This window comes from Pseudoalteromonas sp. G5_S1_14_S5, assembly GCF_054968605.1.
The window spans coordinates 1-509 of the sequence record NZ_JBQKUM010000226.1; the positions used below are offsets into that span (position 1 = coordinate 1).

Here is a 509-nt window from a genome sequence, read left to right on the forward strand (position 1 = left end):
GTTACAGACGCTTTCACAGAATCTTGCTGACCGTTGATGTAAGTCGCTAGCTCTTCGATGTCATCACCCGCTTTTGCGTTGATGTCGATCTCTTGTGCCTGACCAAAATTATCTGTGAACGACAGTTTTAGGTCGTTTGAACCCGCTTGTACGTTCCAGTCTTTGTCTTTAGCGTTCTCAGTTTGGTAGCTCTTACCACCCATCTGAGCGTTATCAGAACGCATATCTTTCAGTTGAAGCATGACCGCTTCACCGTTATCCGCACCGATTTGGAATGATTTAGTACCGTGAGTACCGTTAAGTAGCTTGTTGCCACCAAAAGACGTTGTTTCCGCGATACGGTTTAGCTCGTCGTTCAGTGCTGTTACTTCTTCTTGAATCGCTACACGCTCAGCTTTTGAGTTTGAGCCATTTGAAGATTGTAGAGAAAGATCACGCATACGTTGCAGGATGTTGGTTGTCTCGTTCATTGCACCTTCAGCAGTTTGTGCAATAGAGATACCGTCGTT

1 protein-coding gene is annotated in these 509 nt (G+C 45.4%); it reads right to left on the reverse strand.

From position 1 onward, the window contains the following. Positions 1-509: flagellin N-terminal helical domain-containing protein (locus ACTRWI_RS22650; RefSeq protein WP_499133935.1), on the reverse strand; the 509-nt coding region annotated here is incomplete at both ends.